This is a genomic window from Mesorhizobium sp. M2A.F.Ca.ET.043.05.1.1, from assembly GCF_003952445.1.
Lineage (GTDB): Bacteria > Pseudomonadota > Alphaproteobacteria > Rhizobiales > Rhizobiaceae > Mesorhizobium.
The window spans coordinates 6,157,895-6,178,651 of sequence record NZ_CP034446.1; the positions used below are offsets into that span (position 1 = coordinate 6,157,895).

Sequence of the window (20,757 nt, forward strand, 5' to 3'; positions counted from 1 at the left end):
TTGCTGCTGCGACAGACCGCAGGGCTGAAAAACCTGAAAATTTGGGTCGAAACCGGCAAGAATATCAGAATTTCCAGCGATAGCGTTACCGTCTATTGGTGCGGGCAGCGGCCAAAAAGCGTAGTGGGAACAATGCTGCCCGCTCGCGACGTCACGGGAGATAATCATGCGTTTGCCGAAGTCTGATCTGGTCTTCGCCTTCAGCGTCGTTTTGATGGCCATTACCAGCGGAATTGCGCTGGCCGATGATGCCAAGCCCTTTGCGGGACAAACAGTTTCGGTGCTCCTGCCCTCGCCTCAGGATGCAAACATGGCGGCTGATTTCGAGAAAGCCACCGGCATCAAGCTTGATCTGCAGACGGCGTCATGGGACGACGTGTCGGTGAAGATTTCAACGGCGTTGCTGGCTGGCACGGCGCCGGCTGACGTGACCGAGTTCGACTGGTCCTGGACCGGCCAGTTCGCTGCGGCAGACTGGTATACGCCGCTCAACGACACCGTTGACGCCGCGACCCTAGATGACATCAAGGGGTCGACGATCTTCAACGTGAACGGCAAGGTTCTGGCCATTCCCTACACAAATGACTTTCGCGTCATGCTGGTGAACAAGAAGCAGTTCGCCGACGCCGGCGTGACCGTCATGCCAAAGACGCTCGACGAGCTTGTGGCGGCGGCGAAGGCCGTCAAGGCCAAGGGAATCGTAAAGTATCCGATCGGCCTGCCGCTTTCCGCGACAGAAGGCGCATCGACAAGCTGGTATCTTCTGACCAAGGCGTTTGGTGGAGATCTTTTCGACAAGGATATGAAACCTCTGTTCATGGCGCCGGACTCGGCCGGCTATAAAGCGATGGCCTTCGAGATGATGCTCTTGAAGGAGGGCCTGGTTGATCCCGCCTCCACCGGTCTTAAAGACAGCGAGATCAATGAGACACTTTTCGCCAAGGGCCTGACCAGCATCATGATCAGCGGCGAACCGGGCCGCCTTGGCGCTTACAATGATCCTGCACAGTCTGTCGTTGCGGGACAGGTTCAGGCAATTCCGGTCGCCACCGAAAGCGGCAAGACGCGCTCATTCGGGTTGCTGGAGGGCCTCGGCATCCCAAGGAATGCCCAGAACCCGGAAGCGGCCAAGGAATTCATCAAATGGATGACATCCAAGGACTATCAGATCCACAACTACGGGAACGGGGTATTGCCGACGCGCACGTCCGCGCTCGCAGAGCTGCAGCAACAGGGCAAGCTGGTCAGCGGCGAGGCGCTTGTGGAGCAGGCGCCAACCGTCGAGGCGTTGTTCCCATCCGGCGCGCCCGCCTGGTATCTGCAATTCTCGCTGGCCGTAAACACCTCGATCAACAGCGCCGCAAAGGGTGAGATCAGTGTGGACCAGGCCGTTCAGCGCATCGCCGAGGCCGCGGCTGAAGCCGTGAAGCAGTGACGTCGCAAGCGGTAACTGTCCTCCCGCGACAAGGTCGTGGCGCCCGCAAAGTTGGGGACGCCACGACCGCCTTTTTGATGGTGCTGCCGATCCTGCTCACCATGGGCGGGCTCGTTTTCTACCCATTGCTGAGCACCGCATGGGACAGCTTGCACCGCGTCAACCCGATGCAAGCAGGAACCCCGTTCGTCGGCATCTCCAACTATACGCGCGTCTTCAGCGACGTAGAGGTGGGACAGGCTTGGCTCAACACCTTCAAATATGTCGTAATCGCCGTTTTCGCCGAGACGGTGCTGGGGGTCCTGGCGGCTTCACTCATCAATCAGTTGAAGAGCGGGCGTCAGTGGGTGTTGGCAGCCGTTGTCCTGCCGTGGGCGCTGCCCGGCGTGGTCAGCGGCGTCATATGGCAATGGATCTATTCGCCCGGCCCTGGCCTGCTCAACGGGCTGCTGGTGATGATCGGTTTGGACTACGAGGGCCACCTCTGGTTCAACAACAGCACCAGCGCCATGCTTGCGGTCTCGGTGGTGCATGTCTGGCGCATGTTGCCGCTGACCATCGTTATCGTGCTGGCGGCGATGCAAAGCATTCCGGGCGACCTCTATGAGGCCGCGCGCATGGACGGCGCCAGTCGCCTTGTGATGTTCCGCAATATTACCTTGCCGCTGACGCGCGGGGCGATCGCGGTGGCGATGACCAATGCCACGGTGTCGGCCTTCAACCTGTTCGACGAAGCGATCGTGCTTGCCCGCAACAGTCTGGAGACGCGGCCGATCCTGCTGCAGATCTATCTTGAGGCCTTCAAGAAACTCAATTTCTCCTACGGCATGGCATTGTCACTGATGGTCACCTTCATTTCGCTCGCCATATCGCTTGGCTATGTGCTGCGCATCCACCGCAGCACGAGGCTCGACTGATGAAGGAACCTTGGCACATCCGTCTTGGAATCTGGGCCGGCGTTGCGCTGCTGCTCGCCTGGTCGCTTCTTCCGATCTACTGGACACTCGCCTCCAGCCTGACGCCGACGGTCGAGTTCAATGCGCGGCCGCTTCATCTTTTTCCCGAGCATCCCACCGGCGAGCACTACCTGAGGCTTCTTGGCGTGCTCGATGGCCATATGGGAGGCGTCGACGTGGCCGGTGAGTTCCGGCTTGCGCTTTTCAACAGCATACTCACTTCGGGTGCCGCCACCGTGCTTTGCGTGCTGATGTCGCTGCTTGCGGCCTATGCCTTCGCGCGCCTGAACTTTCCCGGACGTGAGGTGCTTTTCTATGCTGTGGTGGGGACCATGGCGGTGCCGGGATACGCGGTGCTCATCCCGCTGTTTCGGCTGATGGTGTCGCTCCGGCAGATCGACGCCTATCTCGGCGTGACGCTCATCTACGTCTCGGCGTTCCTGCCGCTTTGCCTTTGGCTCCTGAAAGGCGTCATGGACACGCTGCCACGATCGTTGGAAGAGGCGGCGCGTATCGACGGGGCAAGCCACATGCGCATCCTGTTTTCCATCATCGCGCCGATCGCTGCACCAGGACTTACGGCGACTGCCATTCTCACCTTCCTCGGCGCCTGGGGGCAATATGTTGTGCCGCTCGTCTTCTCACCCAAGGACACAAAGCCGCTGACGGTTCTGATCCCGGAATTCGCAGGGAAGAACTTCGTCGACTACGGGCTCATCATGGCCGGCGGTTCCATCGCCATTGCGGTGCCCTGCCTGCTGGTGATCTTCCTCAATCGATACCTAATCTCCGGCTTGCTTGCAGGGTCAACCAAATAGCGTCCGTAGGCCACAGCTGGAGCAACGCCGCAAACGGCGCAATCCTTGAGACGGCGGTCGGCGTTAGTGGAACACGATCTCCGCCCTGTCGCGCGTCAATAATCCAGACCCTGCCGGAAAGCGCCGATGACCACCGACAGGCCGCTCACTCGCTACAGCGCTACTAACGGCGCGCGAGCGAGCGGCTCCACAACCCTCAGCTACACCATCCGGTGGGACACGACCCTTGGTGATCCCGACAGGAATCGAACCTGTGACCTACAGATTAGGAATCTGCCGCTCTATCCTACTGAGCTACGGGACCACGCGGCCCGACACATAAACGCTTCGGGCCGGTTCGCCAAGAGGAGTCTGAAAGCCGATCAGGCGGCCGTCTGCGATGGGCGGCCGCCTCCTCTTGCCAAGCCAGTGCCGTCAGGCCGCCAAGGCCGTCTCGGCCAGCTTCACCCAGTAGCTCATGCCGTGCGGGATGACCTCGTCGTTGAAGTCGTAGGCAGGGTGGTGCAGGCCGGCCGAGTCGCCGTTGCCGATGAAGATGAAGGCGCCGGGGCGGGCTTCCAGCATATAGGAGAAATCCTCGCCGCCCATCACCGGCTGGATAGCGCGATGGACATGCGCGTCGCCGGCGACGTCGGCGGCGACATCGCTGGCGAAGACCGTCTCTTGCGCATGATTGAAGGTGACGGGGTAGTTGGCGTCGTAGTCGACCTCGATGGTGGCGCCGAAGGCGGCGGCCAGCCCGGCGCAGAGCGCGCGGATGCGCTCTTCCGATTTCTTGGCCACCTCCTTCTTCAGCGTGCGGACCGTGCCGGCGATCTCGGCGCTTTCGGGGATGACGTTATAGGCATCGCCGGCGTGGAACTTCGTGACCGACACCACCACGGCCTCGACCGGATCGGTGCTGCGCGAGGCGACGGTCTGCAGCGCGCCGACCAGCTGGCTGGCGATGACGATGGGATCGATCGTGCCGTGCGGCATCGCGGCATGGCCGCCGCGGCCCTTGACGGTGATGGTGAACTCGGCCGTCGCGGCCATGATCGGACCGGGCTTGATGGCGAACTGGCCGACCGGCAGGCCCGGCATATTGTGCATGCCGAACACCTTCTCGATGTCGAAGCGTTCCATCATGCCGTCCTTGACCATCTCGTTGCCGCCGCCGCCGCCTTCCTCGGCCGGCTGGAAGATCACCGCCACGGTGCCGGCGAAATTGCGCGTCTCGGCAAGATATTTGGCGGCGCCCAAGAGCATCGCGGTATGGCCGTCATGGCCGCAGGCATGCATCTTGCCGCGCACGGTCGAGGCCCATGGCTTGCCGGTGATCTCGTCGATCGGCAGCGCGTCCATGTCGGCGCGCAGTCCGATCGTCGGGCCATCGCCCTTGCGGCCGCGGATGATGCCGACGACGCCGGTCTTGCCCAATCCCGTCACTACTTCGTCACAGCCGAAGGCCTTCAGCTTCTCGGTGACGAAGCCGGCGGTCTGGAAGACGTCGAAATTCAGTTCCGGCGTCTGGTGGAGATGGCGTCGCCAGCCGGCGACTTCTTCCTGCATTTGTGCGGCGCGGTTGAGAATCGGCATGATCGGTCCATCTCTTGGTTGATTGGCGGCGGTCGGTTCAGAACCGATGCTCAGCAATTGTGATTGTGTTGAACTTTGCCATTTTGGCGTCACATAGGGTAAATAGCACCGCAACAATGGGGTCCGGGTCGAGGGGCCGGGCCGCATTTATGCTGGCGATGGGTAACGAAATCTTACGGACCCGGTGGCGATTACGGCAAGAGGCGATTTCGGATTTGATCATGCGGCAGAGGCATTTCCTCAACCTGTTGCTGGCGGGCGCGTTGGCGCTTCCGGCGTTTGCCGGCGTTGCGCGCGCCAATCCGGTGGTCCTGTTCGACCTCAAGAGCGGCTCCATTCTGGAGCATCAGGACGCGTTCAAGCGCTGGTATCCGGCCTCGCTCAGCAAGCTGATGACGGCCTATGTCGCCTTCCGTGCCATCCAGGCCGGCGAGGTGGCGCTTGATTCGCCGATCAAGGTGACGAAGCATTCGGCCGGCGAGCCGCCGAGCAAGATGGGCTTCAGGCCCGGCTCGGTGATGCGGCTCGACAATGCGCTGAAGATGATGCTGGTCAAATCGGCCAACGACATCGCCATGGCCGTGGGCGAGAATATCGGCGGATCGCAGGCGGCCTTCGCCGACCGCATGAACGCCGAGGCGGCCCGCCTCGGCATGGTCGGAACGCATTTCGTCAACCCGAACGGGCTCTATTCGCCGGAACAATACACCACAGCGCGCGACCTCGCCGTGCTGGTGACGGCGCTGCGCAATGATTTTCCGCAATATGCGCCCTGGTTCTCGATCGAAGGCCTTGCCGTCGGCAAGAAGGCGCTCCCGAACTATAATCTGCTCATCGGCCGCTATCCCGGCGCCGATGGCATGAAGACCGGCTTCGTCTGCTCTTCCGGCTTCAACATGATCGGCTCCGCGACGCGCAACGGCCGCACGTTGGTCGCCGTGGTGCTTGGCGAGAAATCGGCGGTCAGCCGCGCCGAGGCGGCGGCAAAGCTGCTCGACCAGGGTTTCGATACGCGGGCGGAGGGTTCGACGACGCTGGCCGCTCTCAAGCCCTATGGCGACACGCTGTCGCCCAACGACATGCATGACGAGATCTGCAAGAAGAAGCCGAAGGAGGAGCAATCCGAGGCAGCCCCCGAAGTCGCTGCCAAGGATAAGCCCAAGTCGCCCTATCAGGTGAAGCTCGACCATCCGACGCTGATCGCGGTCGGCCTCGGCGGCGCCACCGGCCCGGCGCCGAAGGCGTTCGTCGACCAGACCGATCAGAACTATGCCGACGTGCCGGTGCCGAGCTGGCGGCCCGACAGGCCGGCGCCGGCCGGCGCCGAGCCGGCGGCGACCGCCGCAGCAGGGGCGCAAGGCGACCAGCCCGCCAAGGCGGCGAACTAGGGATCATGAAGGGCGGCTTTCCCATCCCCGTCTCCGTTCTCACCGGCTTTCTCGGCGCCGGCAAGACGACGCTGCTCAATCGGCTGCTCAAGGATCCGGCGCTTGCCGACACGGCGGTGATCATCAACGAGTTCGGCGAGGTGGCGATCGACCACCTTTTGGTCGAGCAGGCATCCGACGGCATCATCCAGCTCTCCGACGGCTGCCTCTGCTGCACGGTGCGTGGCGACCTGGTCGACACGCTTGCTGATCTGGTCGACCGGCTGCAGACCGGCCGCATCGCGAAACTCGCCCGCGTCGTCGTCGAGACGACGGGCCTCGCCGATCCGGCGCCGGTGCAGCAGTCGATCATGGCGCATCCTGCGCTGGTGCAGGCCTTCCGGCTCGACGGCGTCATCACGCTGGTCGACGCCGTCAATGGCGAGGCGACGCTCGACGCCCATGTCGAGGCGGTGAAACAGGCGGCGGTGGCCGATCGCATCGTGCTGACCAAGACCGATCTTGCCGACGCGGCCGAGGTCGAGGTGTTGCGGGCAAGGCTGAAGCAGGTCAATCGGGGCGCCGTCGTGCTCGACGTCAACGAGGCCGGCGCCGCGGCGCTGTTCAATTGCGGGCTTTATGATCCTGAAACCAAGTCCGCCGATGTGCGGCGCTGGCTTGGCGAAGAGGCGGCGCATGATCAAGATCATCACCATGATCAAGATCATCACCATGATCAGGATCATCACCATGATCAGGATCATCACCATGATCATGGCCATCATCACCATGACGGCGATCATGACCATCACCATCACGAGCACCGCCACGATAGGCGCGTGCGCACCCATTCGCTCGTCCATGACGGCCCGGTGCCGTTCTCGGCGATCGAGATGTTCCTCGACCTTCTGCGCTCGGCGCATGGCGAGAAGCTCTTGCGCATGAAGGGCGTCATCGAGCTTGCGGAGGATCCGTCGCGGCCGCTTGTCATCCATGGCGTGCAGAAGATCCTGCATCCGCCGGCAAGGCTGCCGGCATGGCCGGACGGCCAGCGCGGCACCAGGCTGGTGCTGATCACGCTGGACATGCCGCAGGACTATATCCAGCGCCTGTTCGCGGCCTTCACCAACAAACCGTCGATCGACACGCCGGACCGGGCCGCGCTCGAGTCCAATCCGCTGGCAATAGCCGGGCTATAAGCAAAAAAACGACGCCGGCTCAGGCCGCGCTGCCGCGCTCGACCAGGAAACGATGACCGCCGGTGACCGCGGCCGTTTCGACCAATTGGTGACCGGCATCGGCGCAGAAGGCCGGGATATCGATGACCGCGAGCGGATCGGTGGTTTCCAGCCAAAGCTGGCTGCCCGGCCGCATGGCCGCCAACCGCTTGCGGGCTTTCAGCACCGGCAACGGACAGTTCAGTCCCTTGAGATCGTAGATGGCGGGCGGCTTTGCCCTTTGTTCATGCATGTCGTTATCCCAAAACCGCCTTACACCCTCGGGTCAATGCCCGAGGGCATGCTTTTGGGCGACATGCATTGAGTCTCAGCCGCCGAACATGCCGAGCAGCTTCTTCTTCAGCTTCGACACGGTGCCCTGGTCGGCGTCGGCGGCCTGCTGGGTTTCCTGCGCAGGCGCTGGCTCGACGCCGGCGGTGACGACCGGCTGCTGCGCGGCCTGCTTGGCGGCTTGCTTCTCGGCCAGCGCTTGCGCCTTGGCCTGTTCCTTGGCGGCCTTGGCCGCCTCGATCGCCGCCAGGCGCTGCTCTTCGGCCTTGCGCTTGGCTTCCTTTTCCGCGTCGAGCGCGGCCATCTTGCGGCCGGCCGGCGAATCGATGCGGCCCATGCGGGTCGTTTCCGTCACCGAGCCATCCGCATTCATCGACGGCGGCTCGATCGGCACGCGCTCGCCGCGGGCGCGGCGCTTCGACCAGTCGGAGACGATGCTGGCTTCCTTGATGCCGGCAATGGTCGGCTTCGGCGGCGGGTTGCTGGAATTCACCGCCGAATTGAAGGCTGCGTCGTAGCTCTTCTCGTAATTGGCGAAAGCGGTCTTCAGCGAATCCGGCTGCGTCGTCGGGGGGCAGGGGCCGGTCGGGTCGAAGGTGGTGCCTTCAGGCGCGACCTGATTGAAGACGTAGCGCTTCTCGCAGACGTCGACCTTCGGCGGCACCTTGGTGATCTCGAAATTGTCGTAGCCGACCTTCAGCATCTTCCAGAACTCGTAGTTCGGGTCGTTGCGGTAGCGCGCCATGTTGGCGGCGGTCATGCGGAAGGGGAAGGCCTGGATCTGGAACTCGGTCTGGCCGCCCTGGAAGGCGTCGCGGCCGAAGGCATAGATCTGCTCGATCTGCGCGTCGGTCATCGAATAGCAGCCCGAGGATGAGCAGGCGCCGTGCACCATCAGGTTCTGGCCGGTGCGGCCATTGGCGCGGTCATAGGCGTTGGGGAAGCCGATGTTGAAGGACAGATGGTAATTCGAGCGCGGGTTCATCTGCGATGGGCGCACCGTGTAGAAGCCTTCCGGCGCCTGGCGGTCGCCCTCGGTGTATTTGGGGCCGAGCTTTCCTGACCATTTGCAGATGTCGTAAGTGGCGACGAGATCGTAGCGGCCGTTGGTCTTGGCCTTCCAGATCTCCAGCTTGCCTTCTTCCTTGAAGATGCGCGCCATCACCGAGGAGGTGCGCACCATGCCCTTGGCCTTCATGTCGGCGAGGATCTTGTCCGGCAGCGGCTTGTTGGCCTCCGGCGCGAAATCCTTCATCGACGAATCATTGCAGCCGGCGACGCCGATGGCGGCGATCAGGACTCCGGTGCGGGCAAGCTTGGCAAACATCGGTGCGGCTACGTCTCTTCTCTCGGGCCAACGACTCTCGGCATGGCCGGGCCCGCAGGCTGAACACCAGTGGACCGTAAGCCCGTTAACCTTGAAAATTCCTTACCGCAAGCCTTCGTCACAAATCTGGGCAAACCCCTCACGGCAAATCCCATTGAGCCGAATCCGGCGGCATTTTTGTGGCGAAATTGGTCGTGGCCGCCACAGTTTACCGCGAGATACCCGATTAGAGGCTGCGGCCCATCGCCAGATATTTCTCGCGGCGCTGCTCGCGGAAATCGGTGTTGGCGCCGGCAAAGTCCTTCATCGTCCTGGCGATGAGGTCGCCGGTGGAGGCAATCACCGTTTCCGGCGCGCGCTGGGCGCCGCCCATCGGCTCGGGAATGATGGCGTCGATGATCTTCATCTCGAGCAGATCCTGCGCGGTGATCTTCATATTGGTCGCCGCGTCCTTGGAGCGGGTGGTGTCACGCCACAGGATCGAAGCGGCACCCTCCGGCGAGATCACCGAATAGATGGCGTGCTCCAGCATGTAGACCCGGTTGGCGGTGGCGATCGCGATGGCGCCGCCGGAACCGCCTTCGCCGATGACCACCGAGATCGACGGCACTTTCAGCGAAAGGCAGGCGGAAGTCGAACGTGCGATCGCTTCGGCCTGGCCGCGCTCCTCGGCGCCGACGCCGGGATAGGCGCCGGCGGTGTCGACCAGCGTCAGAAGCGGGATCTTGAAACGGTCGGCCAGTTCCATGAGGCGCACCGCCTTGCGGTAGCCCTCCGGCCGCACCGAGCCGAAATTGTGCTTGATACGGCTTGCCGTGTCCGAACCCTTTTCCTGGCCGATCACCGCCACCGGCTCGCCGCGGAAGCGGGCGAAGCCGCCGACGATCGCCTGGTCGTCGCCGAAATTGCGGTCGCCGGCCAAGGGCGTGAAATCGGTGAACAGCCCTTTGATGTAGTCGACGCAATGCGGGCGGTCGGGATGGCGCGCGACCTGCACCTTCTGCCAGGGGGTGAGCGCCTTGTAGAGGTCGCGCAACGCGTCACGCGAACGCTTTTCCAGCCGGCTGATCTCTTCGGCGACATCGACCGCCTCGCCGTTCTCGGCAAGCTTCTTCAGCTCGAGGATCTTGAGCTCCAGATCCTGCACCGGCTTTTCGAAGTCGAGGTAGTTGTACATGCTTGAGCGGACCGATCCGTCGGAAGGCGAAATGGCTGGCGGAACCGCTGAAATGCCGGCTCCGGGCGGTGGAACGTCGCCCTCACATAGCGATATGAGGCCTAGTCGGCAAGCGGATGATGATCGTTGACCAGCCGCACCAGCCGCTCCTCCAGCACATGGGTGTAGATCTGCGTGGTCGAGATGTCGGCATGGCCAAGGAGTTGCTGAACGGCTCTGAGATCGGCGCCGTTCTGCAGGAGATGGCTGGCAAAAGCATGGCGAAGCACATGCGGCGAGATTTTCGCCGCAGCTATCCCCGACCGAGCCGCCAAGCCCTTGAGATCGCGTGCGAAAACCTGCCGGGAAAGATGGCCGCTGTCGGAGGAGGCGGGAAACAGGAAAGGGCTCTCGGCAAAGGCCGGGCGCTCGGCCCTTGCGGCAAGCCAGGCGCGCATGGCCGTGCGCGCCTTGGCCGACAGCGGCACCATGCGTTCCTTGTCGCCCTTGCCGCGCACCATGAAGAAGCGGTCGTCGCGCAGCGCCACCGTCACCGGCAGGCCGACCAGCTCCGACACGCGCAGGCCCGTGGCGTAGAGCACCTCGACCAGCGCGTGCAGGCGCAACGCCGCCATCCGGTCGCCATCCGGACCAGCTTCGCCGGCTTCCTGCGCCGCCCGGTCGAGCAGGCGGCCGGTCTCGGCCTCGCTCATCGTCTTCGGCAGCGGCCGGCCCTTGCGCGGGCTGTCCAGCGTGCCGGTCGGGTCGTCACCGCGCAGTCCCTCGGCGTAGAGGAATTTGAAGAACTGGCGGATCGCCGACAATTTGCGCGCCTGCGAGGTCGGCGCGAAGCCGCGCGCGGCAATGTCGTCGAGATAGGCGCGGATGTCGGCCGATCCAGCGCCCGCAAGTCCGCCCTTGATCGCTTCGGAAGCGTCCTCGAGGTCGCGGCGGTAGGAGGCAAGCGTGTTCTCGGCCGCCCCCCGTTCGGCGCTCATCATTTCGAGGAAGGCTTCGATGCGGGCGGCGCTGTTCATCGGGCCGGGTTTGTCAGTTCTTCTTGGGGTTGAGCTTCTCGGCGGGAATGCGGATGCTCATTTCCGCTTTTTTGGGCTCCACGAACATCGCCAGCGCGAACATCGCGCCATAGGCAATGCCTGCAAGAACCGCCAGCGTCACGACGAAGCGAAACAAAGTCGGCATTCAAATTTCGCCCGTCTTGTTGTTCTGCGGTTCCAAAGCCCTGTGCCCTTATGGGACGCCAAACTGGGCAATTCAAGGACCAAGGATTCCGGTCGCTGCAGGTTTTTGCCGGAAAGGCGTCGGACCCGTTCGTGCACCCGCGCTTGACGCAAACAGGCTTTTGATGTCGATACGGCGCAAAGAGGCCCCGATGAACGCTCTGCCACCAAATCCGACGGACGAAGGCTGTGCCGCGCTGGTCGAACGGCTCGGCAGCCGTTCGATCGTCTTCGTCGGGCTGATGGGGGCCGGCAAGACGGCGATCGGCCGCAAGGTGGCGACGATGCTGTCGCTGCCCTTCATGGACAGCGATCAGGAGATCGAAAGCGTCTCGCGCATGACGGTTCCGGAACTGTTCGAGCGCTATGGCGAGCCGGAATTCCGCGCGCTGGAGCAGCGCGTGATCCTGCGCCTGCTGGAAAACGGCCCGCAGGTGCTGTCGACCGGCGGCGGCGCCTTCATGAACGCGCAGACGCGCGAGGCGATTTCGGCGCATGGCATATCGGTCTGGCTGAAGGCCGATCTGGACCTCTTGATGGAGCGCGTCTCCAAGAAGCAGAACCGGCCGCTCTTGAAGAACCCCGATCCGCGCGCCGTGCTGGAAAAGCTGATGGGCGAGCGTTATCCGGTCTATGCCGCCGCCGACCTCACCGTGCCGACGCGCGACGACCGCAAGGAGATCATCGCCGGCGAAGTCGTCGCGGCGCTCTGCGCCCATCTCGGCGTCGAGGCGATCGCGACGGGCGCTACAGGCGCCACAAATGACGAGGTGCAGCCGTGAGCCACGCCGAACCGGTGAAGGTCGAGGTTGGACTCGGCGACCGCGCCTATGACATCCTTATCGGTTCCGGATTGCTGGCGCGCGCCGGCGAGGAGATCGCGCGCCGGCTTCCTGGCACCCGCGCGGCCATCGTCACCGACGAGAACGTCGCCGCCGCGCATCTCGACACGCTGAAGGCGGGATTGGAGAAGGGCGGCATCCAGTCCGCCGTCATCACATTGCCCGCCGGGGAGAAGACCAAGAGCTTCGCCCATCTCGAGCAGGTGGTCGACGGCGTGCTCGCCGCCAAGCTCGAACGCCGCGACGTGGTGATCGCGCTCGGCGGCGGCGTCATCGGCGACCTCGCCGGCTTTGCGTCCGGCATCGTGCGGCGCGGCATGAATTTCGTGCAGATCCCAACCTCGCTGCTGGCGCAGGTGGATTCCTCCGTCGGCGGCAAGACCGGCATCAACAGCCCGCGCGGCAAGAACCTGGTCGGTGTCTTCCACCAGCCCAGGCTGGTGCTGGCCGACACCCAAGTCCTTGACACGCTGCCCATCCGCGAGTTCCGCGCCGGTTATGCCGAACTTGCCAAATACGGGCTGATCGATCGCCCGGCCTTCTTCGCCTGGCTGGAACAGAACTGGCGCGACGTCTTTGGCGGCGGTCCGGCGCGGGTCGAGGCGATCGCCGAGGCCTGCCGCGCCAAGGCCGATGTCGTCGCCCGCGACGAATTCGAGACCGGCGACCGCGCCCTGCTCAATCTCGGCCACACATTCGGCCATGCGCTGGAAGCCGCCACGCACTATGACGGCGCGCGCCTCGTCCATGGCGAGGGCGTGGCTATCGGCATAGCGCTGGCGCACCGTTTTTCAGCGCGGCTCAACTTGGCGAGCCCGGACGACGCGGAACGTGTGGAGGCGCATCTCAGCGCCGTCGGCCTGCCCTGGCGGATGGCCGATATTCCGGGCGAGTTGCCCGACGCGGAGGCGCTGCTCGGCTTCATCACCCAGGACAAGAAGGTCTCGCGCGGCGCGCTGACCTTCATCCTGACGCGCGGCATTGGCCAGTCGTTCATCGCCAAGGACTTGCCGCCCTCGGAGGTGCTGGCTTTCCTCAAGATGAGCCACCCCGCGGCGCTCAAGACGAGCCATCCCGAACGGTCCAAGAGGAGTCGTTCTGGATGACCGATGCCGGCTGGATCGTCGCCGCCATCCTCGCCGTCATCCTGCTTTCGGCGCTTCTGTTCCGCGCCCGCTTGCTTGCCGCTTTCGGCTACGCGCTACGGCCGATCGAGCCGCCGCAGCGGTCCGAGCGCAACGGCAAGGATCACGACAGCGACGATCCGCGTCGCGACGGCGAAGCCGGCCGCGAGGAGCGCAACCGGCTCGAGGGCCTCTTCGAGCTTGATGAGCTCGAAGTGTCGGACGTCATGGTCCACCGCACCAATATGCGCTCCGTCAATGCCGACAATGCGCCGGAGGTGGTGGTGCGCGAGATCCTCACGAGTCCGCACACCCGCATGCCGCTGTGGAAAGGCTCGCTCGACAACATCGTCGGCGTGCTGCACGCGAAGGACCTGCTGAGGGCCCTCAACGAGGTCGGCAACGACTTTTCGCAGATCGACGTGATGAAGATCGCGGCGAAGCCCTGGTTCGTGCCCGACACCACCACCTTGCAGGAACAGCTCAACGCCTTCCTGCGGCGCAAGACGCATTTCGCCATCGTCGTCGACGAGTATGGCGAGGTCGAAGGGCTGGTGACGCTGGAAGACATCATCGAGGAGATCGTCGGCGAGATCGCCGACGAGCACGATGTCGACATGCAGGGCGTCAAGAAAGAAGCCGACGGCTCGGTCGTCGTCGACGGCACCGTGCCTATCCGCGACTTGAACCGCGCGCTCGACTGGGACCTGCCCGACGAGGAGGCGACGACGATCGCCGGCCTCGTCATCCATGAGACGCAGTCGATCCCGGAGGAGAAGCAGGCCTTCACCTTCCACGGCAAGCGTTTCGTCGTCATGAAGCGCGACAAGAACCGCATTGCGAGGTTGAGGATCAGACCCGCCGGGGAAAGCTAGGTGTGTCGATATTCAGGTGATGCCGGCCTGCGCATGGCAGCTTCCTGCGCTTCCGGTGCTCTCGTACTTTTAGTACGCTCCGCTCCGGTTCTCGGAATCCACCATTCTCGGTTCGGCCTGACCTAAATCTCGACACACCTAGAGCGTTTCACCGTTTCACTGAAACGGCGAACCGCTCTATCTTTTTGTTTTTGAAGCAATTCTGGACGGAAAACCGCTCACACTTTTCCTGGAATTGCTCTAAGCGGAGCGGCTTGCGGTCTTACAATTCCTTCGTCCAGCGCTCGCTGAGCGTCGCGCCGGTTCCGGCATCGATTGCCGCCAGGCTGACCTCGTAGCCCCAGAGGTTGCGGATATGGCGCAGGGTTGCGTCGCGGCTCTGGCCCTCGAGCATGATGCCGTCCTTGACCTTGTGCTGCAGCCGCAGATGCCGGTCGCCCAGCAGGTCCACGTCAACCACCTGGATATCGGGGCGGCTGGCGCCGATATCGTAGCTTTGCGCCAGCGCCGACCTTATCCTGGCATAGCCGCGCTCATTGTGGATCGAGGCCACCTCGTAATGCGGCTCGTCGGCGCCGTCGGCCAGCGCGAAGAGCCGCCATTTGCGGATCAGCGCCGGGCTCAGATACTGGCGAATGAAGGATTCGTCACGGTGGTTGGCCCAGGCGTCGAGCAGGGTGTCGCGCCAGTCGCCGCGGCCGGCGATGTCCGGGAACCAGTCGCGGTCCTCGGCGGTCGGCGCGGTCGAGATGCGCTGGATATCCTGCATCATGTCGAGGCCCAGCGCGTAGGGATTGATGCCGGAGTAGCGCGGATCGTCATAGGTCGGCTGGAAGACCACGTTGGAGTGGTTGCGCAGGATCTCGAGCATGGCGCCTTCGCTGATGCGGCCGCGATCGAACAGCGTGTTCATGATCGTGTAGTGCACGAAGGTGGCGCAGCCTTCGTTCATCACCTGGGTTTGCCGCTGCGGGTAGAAATATTGCGCGATGACGCGCACGATCCTGACGATCTCGCGCTGCCAGGGCTCAAGGACGAGGCTGTTCTTCTCGAGGAAATAGAGAAGGTTTTCCTCCGGCAGCTTGAGCGATTTCTTCCGCTCGGCAAGGATTTCTTCCCCCGCTTCCGGCTTGCTCTTTCCCTGCGAGGGCGGCAGCGTTCGCCACAGATCGTTGAAGGAGCGCTCTTCATATTCGAGGCGTTCGCGCAGCCCCTCGCGCTGCTGCTCGGACGACAGTTTAGGCGGACGATGGTAGCGGAAGACGCCCTGCTCCATCAGCGCGTGGGCCGAGTCCAGGATCGCTTCCACGGCCGCCAGGCCATGCCGTTCCTCGCATCGGGCGATGTAGCCCTTGGCAAAATCCAGATAGCTCAGAATGCCGCCGGCATCGGTCCATTGCCGGAAGAGATGATTGTTCTTGAAGAAATGATTATGCCCGAGCGCGGCATGCGCGGTCACCAGGGCCTGCAGGGCCATGGTGTTCTCTTCCATCAGATAGACGATGCACGGGTTGGAGTTGATGACCAACTCATAGGCCAAGCCGCGCGCGCCCTTGCGGTAGAGAAACTCGTCGTAGAGGAAACGCTTGCCGAACGACCAATGCCGGTACATCAGCGGCATGCCCACCGAGGAATAGGCATCGAGCATCTGCTCGGAAGAGATGACCTCCATCTGCACAGGATAGATGTCGAGGCCCAGTTCTTCGGTCCCGAGCGCCTCGATCTCGTCATAGACGCTGGACAGCTTTGCAAAATTCCAGTCCGAGCCGGAAAACAGCAGTTCGGATTTGCGCGCCTGGCTGACCATTTCCGAAGCCCCTCAAGCGCTCTTGCGCAGGGCGGGCTGCCTGGCGAAGAGCTCACGGAAGACCGGGTAGATATCGGCCGGCGCGGCAATGCGCCTCATCTGGAAGTTCGGCCATTTGCCGTCGACGGCGTTGTAGGCGCGCCAGAGCGACGTGCCGTTCTCGGTCGAGCCGAAGATGTGGCTTTCCCGCTCGTCGATGATCTCCACATAGGCGAAATACTGGCAAAGCCGCATGAGCTTGCGGTCGAGCAGTTCTATGCAGCGCTCGGAGTCCGTAGCGAAGTTGTCGCCGTCGGAGGCCTGGGCGGCGTAGATGTTCCACTCGGCGGCCGGATAGCGTTCTTCGATGATGCGGTGCATTTCCTCGAGCGCGGTGGAGACGACGGTGCCGCCGCTTTCGGTGTGGTAGAAGAACGTCTGCTCGTCCACCTCCTTGGCCTGGTGGGTGTGGCGGATGAAGACGACCTCGATGCGTTCGTAGCGGCGCGTCAGGAAGAGATGCAGCAGCACGAAGAAGCGTTTGGCCAGATCCTTCTCGCGCTCTCCCATCGAACCCGAGACGTCCATCAGGCAGAACATGACCGCGTTCGCATTGGGCACAGGCTGGGGATCGAAGCGGTTGAAACGAATGTCGACCGGATCGACATAGGCAATCCGCCTGCGCCGGCGCTCGAGCCGGTCGAGCTCTTCGCGCAGCGCCGTGATGCGTTCGCGCACCGCAGCGCTTGCCGGCTTCGCTTCCAGCTCGGCGATCTGCTTGGCGATTTCGTCCAGCTCCGCCTGCTTGGGGCGCCTCAGCGCGATGCGGCGGCCGTGGCTGTTGCGCATCGTGCGTCCGACATTGATGTTGGTCGGCGCCCCGCTTGCGGCGAAGCCTGCCCGCCTCGGCTTGAAGCTCAGTATCTGCTTGAGGTTGAGCTTGACCAGATCCGGCAGTTCGAGGTCCTCGAAGAAAAGGTCGAGCACCTCCTCGCGCGACAGCACGAAGCGGAAGTCGTCTTCGGATTCCGTGGTCCCGGGAGCCGATCCGTAGCCTCCGCCGCCGCCAGGCTTGTCGATGAGATCGCCAGGGCTGAACGTCTTGTTGCCGGGCAGGATGTGCTGGCGCCGGCCGCTTTGCCTGTCGTCGCCGAAGCTCGGCTCGTCGGTGCCCTTGCGCGGCATCGGCACGGCGTGTTCGCGGTCGAGATCGGCGATGCCGCCGGTGCGGACCTTGTCGCGGATGCTGCGCTTGAGATCCTCGCGGGCGCGCCTGAGGAAGCGCTGGCGATTGCCAAGGCTCTTGTCTTTCGGGTTCAGACGGCGGTCGATGAAGATCGGCATGGCACCGTTCGGGCGTCCCTCAACCCGCCTTGTTCACGCGCATGTACCAGTCGACCAATCGGCGCACCTGCCGCTGGGTATAGCCGCGCTCCACCATGCGCTGAACGAATTCATTGTGCCGCTTCTCCGTGACGCTGTCCTGCTTGGAACCGAAGCTGATCACCGGCAACAGATCCTCGACCTGGCCGAACATGCGCTTCTCGATAACCTCGCGAAGCTTTTCATAGCTCGTCCAGGAAGGATTGCGGCCATGGTTGCGCGCCCGGGCGCGCAAGGTGAATTTCACCACTTCGTTGCGGAAGTCCTTGGGATTGGCGATGCCGGCCGGCTTCTCGACCTGCGACAACTCCTTCTCCAGAACCTCGCGGTTGAGGATCTGGCCGGTGTCGGGGTCCTTGTAGTCCTGATCCTCGATCCAGGCATCGGCATAGGCGATGTAGCGGTCGAAGAGGTTCTGGCCATACTCGCTGTAGGATTCCAGATAGGCCTTCTGGATCTCGTGGCCGATGAACTCGGCATAGCGGCTAGCGAGTTCCGACTTTATGAACTCGAGATAGGCGGCCTCCGTTTCCTTCGGGAATTGCTCGCGCTTGATCGCCTCTTCGAGGATGTACATCAGGTGGACGGGATCGGCGGCCACCTCCTTGGTGTCGTAGTTGAAGGTCTGCGACAGGATCTTGAAGGCGAAACGCGTGCTGACGCCGGTCATGCCTTCGTCGACGCCGGCGGCGTCGCGATATTCCTGCACCGATTTCGCCTTCGGATCGATCTCCTTGAGGTTCTCGCCGTCATAGGCACGCATCTTGGTGTAGAGCGGCGAGTTCTCATGCTCGGCAAGGCGGGTCGAGACGGTGAAGCGGCTGAGAATGTCCAGCACCTCCGGGGCGCAAGGACTGTTCGCCAGTTCGCTTTCGCGCAGCAGCTTCTCGTAGATCTGCCGCTCCTCGGTGATGCGCAGGCAATAGGGCACCTTGACCACGAGGATGCGGTCGAGGAACGCTTCATTGTTCTTGTTGTTCTTGAACTGCTGCCACTCCGATTCATTGGAATGGGCGACGACGATGCCCTGATAGGGGAAGGCGCCGAAATTCTCGGTGCCGTTGTAGCTGCCTTCTTGGGTCGCGGTCAGCAGCGGGTGCAGGACCTTGATCGGCGCCTTGAACATCTCGACGAATTCGAGCAGGCCTTGCGTCGTCCGGTTCAGACCGCCGCTGTAGGAATAGGCGTCCGGGTCGGACTGGCTGAAATGCTCCAACTGCCTGATGTCGACCTTGCCGACCAGCGCCGAGACATCCTGATTGTTCTCGTCGCCGGGTTCGGTCTTGGCGATGGAGATCTGGCGCAGCCGCGACGGCATCAGCTTGACGACGCTGAATTTCGAGATGTCGCCCTTCAGCTCATCCAGGCGCTTGGCCGCCCAGGGCGAGATCAGTCCGTTCAGGCGGCGGCGGGCGATGCCGTATTTGTCCTCCAGCAGATCGCCCATCCGGTCGGGATGGAAGAGGCCGAGCGGCGATTCGAAGATCGGGCTGATCTGGTTGCCGACCTTGAGCGTGTAGATCGGCCGCTCTTCCATCAGCTTCTTCAGCCGTTCGGCGAGCGAGGATTTGCCGCCGCCGACCGGGCCGAGAAGATAGAGGATCTGCTTGCGCTCCTCGAGGCCTTGCGAGGCGTAGCGGAAATATCCGGCGATGCGCTCGATCGTATCCTCCATTCCGTAGAAGTCGGAAAAGGAGGGATAGATCTTGATGGTGCGGTTGGAAAAAATCCGGCCGAGCCGCTCGTCCTTGCTGGTGTCGACCAGATTCGGCTCGCCGATCGCCTCGACCATGCGCTCCGGCGCCGAGGCGTACATGGATTTGTCCTCGCGGCAGGCCAGCAGATATTGCTGAAGGCTGATCTCTTCCTGTGCCGCATTGGAATAGATCTCCGAAAACAGATCGAAGACGTCGGATTGGTTCTCGCGCATGATGCTTTGCCTCGGAGCCGATAGGCTGCCAATCGGCTCATCGCTTCATCAACCACCGGAAAGCATTGTGGTTCCCTTCATCTGAAGAGAGAGCGCACAATGCACCCCGACATTGGCCTTCGGGACACCCCGATTCGGCCTTAAATGCTCGCCTATGAACATACGTGGTGATTGCCAGCGGACGGTCAAGGAGCGGATTTGGTTTCGCACCGAAAGTTGTCATTTTTGGTTCGTAAACGAGGCGCGTGGCGAGCATCTGTGCCCGCCGCGACACAACCTGGCCGGAGATGACGATGATCGATCGACGCAGCTTCATCGTGGCAGGCCTGGCGGCGCTGTTGCCCCTGGGTGTGTCAGCCGGCCGTCCGGGCCAGCCGGAACCGCAGACCCTCGATTACGGTCCGGCCAAGCTCGACATCTACGCGCCGGCCGGCGCGAAGAACCTGCCGGTGGTCTTCTTCGTCCATGGCGGCGCCTGGCGGTTCGGCAAGCGCAGCCAGGTCGGCTCAAAGCCGGACTTCCTGCTCGCCAATGGCTTCGTGTTCGTCTCGATCGACTACCGCATGCTGCCGGAAGCGGATGTCGCCACCCAGGCCGGCGATGTCGAAAAGGCCTATGCCTATGTGCGCGCCAACATCGCCCGGCATGGCGGCGATCCGGACCGCATCGTCGGCATGGGCCATTCGGCCGGCTGCCATCTGGTCGCGCTGACCGGCATGCGCGGAGGATTGCCGGGCGTCGCCGCGCTGATCCTGGACGACACCAGGGCCTACGATCTTGCCGCGCTTGCGAGAAATGGCGGCATGGTGCGCGCCTATGCGCGTGTCTTCTCCGACCCGAAACAATGGGCGGCGCTCTCGCCGTCGAGCTATGTCGACGGCAGGAAGCATCCGCCGACCTTCATCGCTTATTCACGCGCGCCCGGGCGAGGCGAGGAGTCGAAAGCTTTCGCGGAACGCCTGCGCGCCACCGGCACCAAGGTCACGCTGTTCGACGGCAGCGCCTATACGCATATGTCGATCAATGGCGATTTCGGCGAGGATGGCGACGCCTTGACCGCGGCGGTCCTGGCCTTCCTGAAGGCGACGGTGGCCTGATTACCAGCGCGTCTTCTCGCCGGGTGCGGCCGGCTCGATCGCCAGCGCGTGCACGCCTGCCTTCAGTTCGTCGGCAAGCAGTTGGTTGACGGCGCGGTGGCGGTCGATGCGACTCATGCCGGCAAAACTCGGCGAGACAATGCGGACGCGGAAATGTGTCTCGCCGGTGCCGTCGAACGTCGCGTGATGGCCGGACTCGACATGGTGATGGCCTGCATGAAGGTGGCTTTCATTGATGACGGCGAGCCGTTCGGGCGAAAATGCCGCTTTCAGCTTGTCTTCCATGTTGGCCTGTATGGACATCAGGGCTTCCCTTCACCACATATGCGGCACA

Annotated in this window: 19 protein-coding genes and 1 tRNA gene; 9 read left to right on the forward strand and 11 right to left on the reverse strand. The window is 63.1% G+C overall.

What is annotated here, in order from left to right:
- The first annotated feature begins 214 nt into the window (after positions 1-214).
- From EJ069_RS29695 to EJ069_RS29705, 3 genes are read left to right on the forward strand one after another with little or no spacing between them, the layout of a single operon-like run.
- The gene (locus tag EJ069_RS29695) at positions 215-1,435 is read left to right on the forward strand and encodes an extracellular solute-binding protein (protein WP_126064912.1); all 1,221 of its coding nucleotides are present in this window, start codon (positions 215-217) and stop codon (positions 1,433-1,435) included.
- A complete protein-coding gene (locus tag EJ069_RS29700; protein ID WP_348639349.1) occupies positions 1,432-2,352 on the forward strand; it encodes a sugar ABC transporter permease in 921 nt (306 codons plus the stop codon). Before EJ069_RS29695 ends, EJ069_RS29700 begins: the two co-directional genes overlap by 4 nt.
- Positions 2,352-3,209: a carbohydrate ABC transporter permease gene (locus EJ069_RS29705; RefSeq protein WP_126064155.1), complete on the forward strand. Its 858-nt coding sequence runs from the start codon at positions 2,352-2,354 to the stop codon at positions 3,207-3,209. Before EJ069_RS29700 ends, EJ069_RS29705 begins: the two co-directional genes overlap by 1 nt.
- Positions 3,210-3,436: 227 nt before the next feature.
- Here the strand turns inward: EJ069_RS29705 and EJ069_RS29710 are convergent.
- Both EJ069_RS29710 and EJ069_RS29715 read right to left on the reverse strand, forming a co-directional pair.
- Positions 3,437-3,513, reverse strand: a tRNA-Arg gene (locus EJ069_RS29710).
- Positions 3,514-3,623: 110 nt separating this feature from the next.
- Positions 3,624-4,787 (reverse strand): M20 aminoacylase family protein, encoded by a 1,164-nt coding sequence (locus EJ069_RS29715; protein WP_126064156.1) that lies wholly within the window; start codon positions 4,785-4,787, stop codon positions 3,624-3,626.
- A gap of 221 nt (positions 4,788-5,008) precedes the next feature.
- Here EJ069_RS29715 and EJ069_RS29720 point away from each other — a divergent pair, with 221 nt between their 5' ends.
- Complete coding sequence (locus EJ069_RS29720; RefSeq protein ID WP_126064157.1) at positions 5,009-6,175, forward strand: D-alanyl-D-alanine carboxypeptidase family protein; 1,167 nt, start codon at positions 5,009-5,011, stop codon at positions 6,173-6,175.
- A gap of 5 nt (positions 6,176-6,180) precedes the next feature.
- Complete coding sequence (locus EJ069_RS29725; protein ID WP_126064158.1) at positions 6,181-7,353, forward strand: GTP-binding protein; 1,173 nt, start codon at positions 6,181-6,183, stop codon at positions 7,351-7,353.
- 19 nt (positions 7,354-7,372) lie between these two features.
- On the opposite strand, the gene EJ069_RS29730 is transcribed toward EJ069_RS29725, so the two are convergent.
- From EJ069_RS29730 to EJ069_RS29750, 5 genes are all read right to left on the reverse strand, one after another.
- Positions 7,373-7,624, reverse strand: coding sequence for a sulfurtransferase TusA family protein (locus EJ069_RS29730; RefSeq protein ID WP_126064159.1), 252 nt, complete (start codon positions 7,622-7,624; stop codon positions 7,373-7,375).
- 75 nt (positions 7,625-7,699) lie between these two features.
- Positions 7,700-8,989 carry a murein L,D-transpeptidase family protein gene (locus tag EJ069_RS29735; protein WP_126064160.1) on the reverse strand — a complete coding sequence of 430 codons (1,290 nt, stop codon included), beginning with the start codon at positions 8,987-8,989 and terminating at the stop codon, positions 7,700-7,702.
- A 226-nt stretch (positions 8,990-9,215) separates the two neighbouring features.
- Positions 9,216-10,166: an acetyl-CoA carboxylase carboxyltransferase subunit alpha gene (locus tag EJ069_RS29740; protein WP_126064161.1), complete on the reverse strand. Its 951-nt coding sequence runs from the start codon at positions 10,164-10,166 to the stop codon at positions 9,216-9,218.
- Positions 10,167-10,267: 101 nt separating this feature from the next.
- Entirely contained in the window at positions 10,268-11,182 is a 915-nt protein-coding gene (locus tag EJ069_RS29745; RefSeq protein WP_126064162.1) for a site-specific tyrosine recombinase XerD, read from the reverse strand.
- Positions 11,183-11,195: 13 nt separating this feature from the next.
- Entirely contained in the window at positions 11,196-11,348 is a 153-nt protein-coding gene (locus tag EJ069_RS29750; protein WP_042643428.1) for a hypothetical protein, read from the reverse strand.
- 190 nt (positions 11,349-11,538) lie between these two features.
- Between EJ069_RS29750 and EJ069_RS29755 the strand changes: the two genes are divergently transcribed.
- Genes EJ069_RS29755 through EJ069_RS29765 form a run of 3 tightly spaced genes read left to right on the forward strand, consistent with a single transcriptional unit; the run spans position 11,539 to position 14,227 of the window.
- Positions 11,539-12,168: a shikimate kinase gene (locus EJ069_RS29755; RefSeq protein ID WP_126064163.1), complete on the forward strand. Its 630-nt coding sequence runs from the start codon at positions 11,539-11,541 to the stop codon at positions 12,166-12,168.
- Positions 12,165-13,334 (forward strand): 3-dehydroquinate synthase, encoded by a 1,170-nt coding sequence (aroB, locus tag EJ069_RS29760; RefSeq protein ID WP_126064164.1) that lies wholly within the window; start codon positions 12,165-12,167, stop codon positions 13,332-13,334. Before EJ069_RS29755 ends, aroB begins: the two co-directional genes overlap by 4 nt.
- On the forward strand, positions 13,331-14,227 hold the full coding sequence (locus EJ069_RS29765) for a transporter associated domain-containing protein (protein ID WP_126064165.1): 897 nt from the start codon (positions 13,331-13,333) through the stop codon (positions 14,225-14,227). Before aroB ends, EJ069_RS29765 begins: the two co-directional genes overlap by 4 nt.
- A gap of 262 nt (positions 14,228-14,489) precedes the next feature.
- On the opposite strand, the gene EJ069_RS29770 is transcribed toward EJ069_RS29765, so the two are convergent.
- From EJ069_RS29770 to EJ069_RS29780, 3 genes are read right to left on the reverse strand one after another with little or no spacing between them, the layout of a single operon-like run.
- Entirely contained in the window at positions 14,490-16,034 is a 1,545-nt protein-coding gene (locus EJ069_RS29770; protein WP_126064166.1) for a SpoVR family protein, read from the reverse strand.
- Positions 16,035-16,046: 12 nt separating this feature from the next.
- Entirely contained in the window at positions 16,047-17,357 is a 1,311-nt protein-coding gene (locus EJ069_RS29775) for a YeaH/YhbH family protein (RefSeq protein WP_126064167.1), read from the reverse strand.
- A 19-nt stretch (positions 17,358-17,376) separates the two neighbouring features.
- Positions 17,377-19,326 carry a PrkA family serine protein kinase gene (locus EJ069_RS29780; protein WP_042643762.1) on the reverse strand — a complete coding sequence of 650 codons (1,950 nt, stop codon included), beginning with the start codon at positions 19,324-19,326 and terminating at the stop codon, positions 17,377-17,379.
- A gap of 293 nt (positions 19,327-19,619) precedes the next feature.
- Between EJ069_RS29780 and EJ069_RS29785 the strand changes: the two genes are divergently transcribed.
- On the forward strand, positions 19,620-20,423 hold the full coding sequence (locus EJ069_RS29785; RefSeq protein ID WP_126064168.1) for an alpha/beta hydrolase: 804 nt from the start codon (positions 19,620-19,622) through the stop codon (positions 20,421-20,423).
- Here EJ069_RS29785 and EJ069_RS29790 read toward each other — a convergent pair whose 3' ends face one another.
- Positions 20,424-20,726 carry a BolA family protein gene (locus EJ069_RS29790; RefSeq protein WP_126064169.1) on the reverse strand — a complete coding sequence of 101 codons (303 nt, stop codon included), beginning with the start codon at positions 20,724-20,726 and terminating at the stop codon, positions 20,424-20,426.
- Positions 20,727-20,757 lie beyond the last annotated feature (31 nt).